At 66.0% G+C, this 6,616-nt stretch carries 7 protein-coding genes and 2 pseudogenes; 2 read left to right on the top strand and 7 right to left on the bottom strand.

Annotated features, from left to right (window positions below):
• The 6 genes from E1809_RS25985 to E1809_RS25960 all read right to left on the bottom strand — a co-directional run.
• The coding region (locus E1809_RS25985; RefSeq protein WP_205754347.1) for a hypothetical protein at positions 1–296 on the bottom strand (296 nt) is incomplete at its 3' end.
• A 204-nt stretch (positions 297–500) separates the two neighbouring features.
• Positions 501–890: a hypothetical protein gene (locus E1809_RS25980; RefSeq protein ID WP_133207105.1), complete on the bottom strand. Its 390-nt coding sequence runs from the start codon at positions 888–890 to the stop codon at positions 501–503.
• A 409-nt stretch (positions 891–1,299) separates the two neighbouring features.
• Positions 1,300–2,067, bottom strand: coding sequence for an SCO1664 family protein (locus E1809_RS25975; RefSeq protein ID WP_133207104.1), 768 nt, complete (start codon positions 2,065–2,067; stop codon positions 1,300–1,302).
• Positions 2,067–2,621 (bottom strand): DUF3090 domain-containing protein, encoded by a 555-nt coding sequence (locus E1809_RS25970; RefSeq protein ID WP_133207103.1) that lies wholly within the window; start codon positions 2,619–2,621, stop codon positions 2,067–2,069. Before E1809_RS25970 ends, E1809_RS25975 begins: the two co-directional genes overlap by 1 nt.
• A 9-nt stretch (positions 2,622–2,630) precedes the next feature.
• Entirely contained in the window at positions 2,631–3,338 is a 708-nt protein-coding gene (locus E1809_RS25965) for an MSMEG_4193 family putative phosphomutase (RefSeq protein WP_133207102.1), read from the bottom strand.
• A gap of 252 nt (positions 3,339–3,590) precedes the next feature.
• Positions 3,591–4,619 (bottom strand): NADPH:quinone reductase, encoded by a 1,029-nt coding sequence (locus E1809_RS25960; RefSeq protein ID WP_133207101.1) that lies wholly within the window; start codon positions 4,617–4,619, stop codon positions 3,591–3,593.
• Between the two features lie 85 nt (positions 4,620–4,704).
• Between E1809_RS25960 and E1809_RS25955 the strand changes: the two are divergent.
• Together E1809_RS25955 and E1809_RS25950 are read left to right on the top strand one after the other, a co-directional pair.
• A pseudogene (locus E1809_RS25955) lies at positions 4,705–4,992 on the top strand (DUF4113 domain-containing protein); the annotation flags it as partial.
• Positions 4,993–5,373: 381 nt separating this feature from the next.
• Positions 5,374–6,150, top strand: a complete 777-nt coding sequence (locus E1809_RS25950; RefSeq protein ID WP_133207100.1) for an alpha/beta fold hydrolase — start codon at positions 5,374–5,376, stop codon at positions 6,148–6,150.
• 293 nt (positions 6,151–6,443) lie between these two features.
• Here the strand turns inward: E1809_RS25950 and E1809_RS25945 are convergent.
• Positions 6,444–6,616 (bottom strand): annotated as a pseudogene (locus E1809_RS25945) (IS110 family transposase); the annotation flags it as partial.

Raw genomic sequence — 6,616 nt, 5'->3', positions numbered from 1 at the left:
AGCGCCTTGCGGCCGAACGTCTTCAGATCGGTGCGGCTGACCAAGGGGGACTGGATGGAGCATTCGATCCGGTTGTAGAAATCCGGGTCGGCCAGCACCTCGGCCGCGGTCGAGTCCTCCAGCGGCACCTTCGGCATGCTGCGGTTCTCCGAGGAGACCACCGATGGCAGGTCGACCTGGTCGATCACCTCGGCGCCGTCCACCTCGCCGCGCAGCTTGGCCTTCACATAGCCGTTGCCGCCGTCGAATCCGCCGGTCAGCCTCGCCGCACGGGCCTCAGTCATCTGTACAGGCATGGAATCTCTCCTTGATGTGTCTTGGTCTCGTGTGGGATGACCGGCCCGCGCCGCAGGGCGTCGGGCTGATTTCCCGGGGCGTCGATCCGGTGAATGGCCCGGCGGGCCTTTTCGTCCGAGCGGTGAAAAACACGCCAGGTCATGCCACGGTCTCCGGCGCGGCCTGGATCCCGCGGGGCTGCGCTCCGTTCCGCGTGGTGCCGCTCATGCGAGGAGGTCCATGATCGCATCGTTGGTCCTCGGGTCATCATCAACCGGCGCCGGCAAAGTCGATGTCGACGGAGCGGGCGCCGCCGGTTCCTGCGCCTCCGGACCAAGCACTGACGGCTCCGTGCCGTCCGCCGATGACCCGGACAGCCCGGCGGGACCAGCCTGTCCGTTGATGTCTGCCGGCGGCCGGCCGCGTCGCGGCTGCCGCTCGACCGGCTGGTTGATCACGTCAACGTAGCCGTCGCGGGCAATCGACCCGCGGATGAGCGCCCGCATCGAACCCGATGCATCGTCCTGCAGATCGATCCAGGCAAGCGCCGATTCGTCCGCCCGAGGGATCATCAGCCGGATGCGCCGCGGCTCAGGCTTCCTCTTCGCCGCCATGGGCACTTCCTCCTTTGCGCGTTGCCTCCATGATTCCCATCAGAAGTGTCCCTGGAGGCATTCGAATCGCAAGTCGTTATCTATAAATCATCATTCAGTCTCCATTTTATCGATTATTCATTACCATTCACAAGACAAATCAGTCCCGTATCCGGGCGGGTTCTGTCCAGGCGCGGCACGTGCCTGGTTCGATACCGGCAATGAACCGGCTGCACGGTCCGGGCTTCGCACGGCCATGCCGGGGAAGACTCCGGGCGGAGCCCGGTCAGCGCTGATTCCCCGGCCGCAATCAATGTCGGTCAAAGACCTAAGATGCCGTTCTTGCCTATCGTAGGATGCGCTGCGGGCGCGCCCACAGAGCGGACGACGCAAGGTCGCACAGCCTGCGAAGCCCGTAGCCGTAATTTCCCTAGAACAGCGGCCAGGGCACTGCCGACATCTCACCGCTCGGAGCCGGAAACCGCCCTGCCAAGCGCAACCCGGTGCAGCGCGCGGCGAGCGATGCGATTTCTTCGGCGCTGAGCAAGTCCGCCAGGTTTCGGCCCAGCCCGCCGTGCAGTCCTTCGCTGACACGATCGATGCCCTCGCGTTCCTCGGCGGTCAGAGGGTCTCCCAGCCATCCCCACAGCACCGTGCGCAGCTTGTGGTCACGGTGAAAGGTGAGCCCATGGTCCACCCCGTGCCGGTGTCCGTCCGTCATGGCAAGAATGTGGTCGCCTTTGCGGTCGGCGTTGTTGACGACCGCGTCGAACACAGCCATGCGCCTGAGCGCCGGCGAGTCTTCATGAACGAGGGTGACCATCCGTCCAGCCCCATCCCGGCCCTCGAGAACACGTTTCCAGCCCGTCTCCGGCACGTGGTCGGTCCCGACCAGGTTCACGGCGTTTTGGGCGGGGTCTTGCTCCTGCCAGAGCTGCACCATTCCTTTGCCCATCGGACCATCGCGCAGCCAGGTGTGCGGCACGATGTCCCAGCCGAAGACCTGCGAGACCAGGTAGGCGGCCACCTCCCGGTGTGCCAGGGTGCCGTGGGGAAAATCCCACAGCGGACTCTCGCCTGCTATCGGCTTATAGACGACCACCACGTCGCCGATGCTGCCCAGAAATGTAGCGTTTGACGCCGTCGTGATGCGGCCGGTGAGCGTCAGCCCGGAGGTCACGAGGTCCGGCGACGGCATTAGAGCCCGGGAATAGTACAGGTGTGCCCGTCCGCGTCCATGGGGTAACCGCAGAGCGGGCACGTCGGACGCCCCGCGGCAACGATCTCACGAGTGCGCTTGGCGAATGCGCGGGCGGTGCCGACCGGCATTCGCACCAGCAGCATTTCGGGCTCGTCAGCGCCGTCCTCATCCAGCGGTCCGTCGTTGTCATCAGCATCGGCATCGGTGATGGGGTAGGCCTCCAGTACGACCTGGGCCGTGGTCGGGTCCCAACCCAAGCTCATGGCGCCGGTGCGAAACTGCTCCTCAGGAGCCTCAAGCGGGTCATTGTCGACAAGTTCAATGGGAGTACCAGTGGGAACGCTGAAGGGGTTGCCCTCGACGGTGACGAGCTGGTCGAGAATTTCGTCGAGCTTGTCCGCGAGCAGAGCCGACTGCTGCTTCTCCAGGGCAATGCTCACGATCTGCGTCCCTGCGCGCACCTGTAGGTAGAAGGTGCGCGCCCCCGGAAGGCCAATGGTGCCGACGACGACCCGATCAGGCCAGGCAAACTCGTGAACGCGCGTAGGCATGTCAGTATTCTAGGCGCATGAGGTTCGTGGCGTCTCGTGCCCTGAGCCGCCACCCACCGCCGAATCGCTGGAAACAATGCCGTTCGACAGCCACGAGAGGTCACCCGCGTCGGTGTTGGTCGCGTAGACGCTTGGCCGGTCAGCCCCGTAGTGCACGATTGAGACGGAGGCCGGGCCCACGTTAATACGCTGGAACAGGTCAAGGTGCATGCCGAGCGCGTCGGCGAGGATTGACTTGATGACGTCGCCGTGACTCACCGCCACCCACACGGCTCCTGGCCCGTACCCGGCTTCGAAGGCTGCATCATGGCGCCGGATCGCCGCAACCGACCGGGCCTGCATCGCGGCAATGGATTCGCCTTCGGGAAAGACGACAGTGGAGGGGTGTGACTGCACAACCGGCCACAATTCCTCGGTCGCGAGATCGTCGAGCTTGCGGCCCTGCCATTGGCCGTAATCGCACTCGGTGAGATCGGGATCGACCGGGGCGTGCGGCGTGCCGGACTGGCGATCGAGGATGAGCCGGGCGGTCTGCTGACAACGCTCAAGCGGGCTCGATACGACCCCGACGACGGGCACGGCCGCGAGCCTGTTTCCTGTCAGAGCCGCCTGGTCGCGCCCGACCTGGTCCAGGCGGATGCCGACCGCCCGACCGGCCAGCAGTCCAGCGGCATTGGCTGTGGTGCGGCCGTGCCGCACGAGAATAACTGTCGCCATCCACCCAGCTTAACCACTCGCTCAATCGCGGTTTGAACCGTACCGGGTCGCCATGCCGGGGAAGACTTGGGAGGGAGTCCCGGCGCCGCTGACCGGGGCATTCCGGCAGCCAGGACGGCGGTGCCGGGCACAGTCAACCATCCCGGAATCCACCGGCGCAGATGACCGGTACCGGTTCACCGTACCGACGTGAGGCCAATCCGTACTGACGCGAAGGCTTCCTCGATCTGCAACGCCCGCCGAAACTCCATGTCAGGACACGGAGGCAACGTCGATGAGAACCTTCCCCACAGCGCCCTGTTCGACGGCGTCATGCGCAGCGGCGGTTTCTTCGAGTGCAAAGCGCGTCACGGGCAGCCCGTGGTCTTCGCCGACACGGAGCGCACGGGCACGCAGCGCCTCGGCGACGGCAGCCACGGCGTGCCGTTTCTGTTTGTCGGTGACCGTGTAGGTGAGGACGAACTGGTACCTGACGTTCCTGGACATGCTCTCGCGGATGGGAACATTCAATGACTCTCCGGGATTCGCCGCATAGATGGCCAGCGTTCCTCCGGGCTTGAGCACGCGAAGGTCGGTCCCGATGTTGGCCGGCGCGTTGACGTCCACGATCGTGTCCACACCGTCAGGCGCCACATCCCGCACCGCACGGACGACGTCCCCGGTCCGGTAGTTGATGACCGTGCCGGCGCCGGCGAGCCGGGCAAGTCCGGCCTTACGGTCCCCGCTGACGGTCGTTATCACCGTCGCCCCGGCCCATGTTGCGAGCTGGATCGCCGCATGCCCCACCGCGCCGGCACCCCCGGTCACCAGGACTGTCCGTCCCGCCAACGCGCCGGGGGAGAGCACCGCGGGTCCGTCCTCGTTCGCTGTCAGCGCCCGGTGCGCCGTCAGCGCGGGGATCCCGATGGAGGCGCCGGTGTCGAAGGATTCAGCGTCAGGAAGCGGGACGGCTTTGGCTGCAGGGACGACAACGTACTCCTGGGCTGTGCCTTCGTTGCTGCCCCAGGCAACATCCCACAGCCAGACACGGTCTCCGACACTGAGAGCGGTTTCTCCGGGCCCGATCGCGTCAACCACTCCGGCGCCGTCCTGGTTGGGAACCTTCGGTGTTTCCAGTGTGGTGCTCCCGCCTCCGCCGGCGCGGGACTTCCAGTCGGTGGGATTCACCCCCGAGACGACCACGCGGACACGGACCTCGCCGGGTCCCGGTTCGGAAAGCGGTTTGTTCCGGAGCTTCAGGACGGAGGACGGACCTGTCTGTTCATACACGATCGCTTTCACGTCTTCCGCCTTCCCTGGTTGCCTGCCTACGCGACCAACATATCGAAGCGTCGCGGACCCGTCTGCCCCGGCCGGTGCACTGATGGCCTTTGGGCCCCGGATCGTCGACGGGGTGAAGTACGTGCGCCGGGATCATGGTCACGGACCTGCGCCCCACCGGGAACCAGCAACCCCTCGAATCCTTCGTGAACCGGCACGAGGAACGAGGCATCGGCACCCTCCGGGAATAGGTCAGCAAGAAATATGGGCGGGGGCCGATCGGGCTCGGGCACGCCGGGATCCGCGGGGCCCGGACTGGAACATGAAACGCGACATGCTCTCACCCCGGTACACCACCCACCGGGACGAACTACCCCTTGTCAAAGCAGCCTGAAGCGGACGTTTCCCGGCCGATCAGGCATGCCGCCGGAGGTGCTCCCTGGGTTGGGCCTACCGTCGGTCAGCAACCTGGCTGGACGTACTTGACTGAGTCTCGCCCGACCAGAGGAACCACCGGCCGACGAGGCCTCAGGTCCGAAGACCAGGAACGCCCGAGAGCCCGCAACCCCATCTTGCCCCGCCCCACAGCCGTTGCATCATGAGCACCGCAGGTGTGCTCCGGTCGCACCGGAGCACGATCCGCGCCCGGGCTGGTTGACCCCGATGGACTTCCCGGGCCCCGCCCGCCAGTTCCTGCCGGTACGGCGAGTATCAACCGCGGTCCTGACGCCACCGGCCGTTGTGGTGCTGCGGGCCGCAGGGGGACAATGTGCGCATGGCTGGCTACGTGGATATCGGCGGGCATCCGACCTGGGTGGACGATTCCGGCGGCCCCGGGGCTGCGCTGCTGCTGTTGCACGGGGGCATGAGCAACAGCGATGACCTCCTCCGGAGCATCGGCGGGGACCTCTCGAAGGATTACCGGGTCGTCGCATTTGATCGTCGCGGGCACGGCCGAACCGCGGACACGGAGGGTGCATTCGACTATGAGGACATGGCCGCCGAAACCGTGCGCGTCCTCGAGACCGTCGTCCACGGCCCGGCCCATCTTGTGGGGTGGAGTGACGGCGGGATTGTCGCGCTCCTGGTCGCGCTCAGCCGGCCCGACCTCGTGCACAGACTGGTCGTGATCGGAACGAATTTCCATTACAACGGCACCGTCCCGTTCGACATGGACCCGCAATCGCCGATGGCGCAGGAACTCGCCACGGCATATGCGGAGCGTTCCCCGGACGGGGCGGAACACCTGGAGGTTGTTTTCCGGAAAAGCGTCGCGCTGTTCACCTCGGAACCGCAGCTCACCACGGCCGATATCGGGCGTATCGCCCACCCGGCCCTCGTCGTCGTCGGTGACGACGACGTCGTCACGCTCGCCCACACCATCTCGCTCTACGAAGCCCTGCCCTCAGGCCAGCTGGCGGTTGTTCCGGGCGCCTCCCACGCGCTTCCCTTCGAGCAGCCGGACGTCCTGGCCAGGCTGATCACCACGTTCCTTGCTGGTACCCAACCACCGCGGACACTCATGCCGGTCCGCCGTGCCGCAGGTGCCTGAGCACACCCCGGACACCGGCACCAAAGCCCGGGGCATCGCTTGGGTGCCTGCACGGGGGCATCACGCGATGGTTCAACCGTGCGTATCAGGCGAGGGGTTCTGCACGGTGTTCAGGCGGTGGGATCCGGTCTCGTCAGTGGCGAGCTCGACCGGGCGCAGCGCCCGGCCGGGGGGTGTCCCTATGTTCTTTGTCAAGCGGGTGGGAGCAGTTTTTCTTGGCGGTTGTCGGTCCGGGTTTTGGTCGCGGGGTATCGACCGGCGTCCCGGGGATGCCGGCTAATGTGGGGGTTTTGTCAGGCCGCTTTGATTTGCGGCGCCTCGTAAAGCACTCCGTCGCGCAGCATCGCGAACAGGACGTCACAGCGGCGTCTGGCCAAGGCGATCAAGGCCTGGTTGTGCCGTTTGCCCTCGGCCCGTTTGCGGTCGTAGTACTCCCGGGAGACAGGGTCTTTCAGCGCCGCGAACG

The organism is Arthrobacter terricola, assembly GCF_004354015.1.
Classification (GTDB): Bacteria; Actinomycetota; Actinomycetes; order Actinomycetales; family Micrococcaceae; genus Arthrobacter; species Arthrobacter terricola.
Note: the sequence above shows the minus strand (reverse complement) of the source record. Positions and strands in the feature narration are given on the sequence as shown.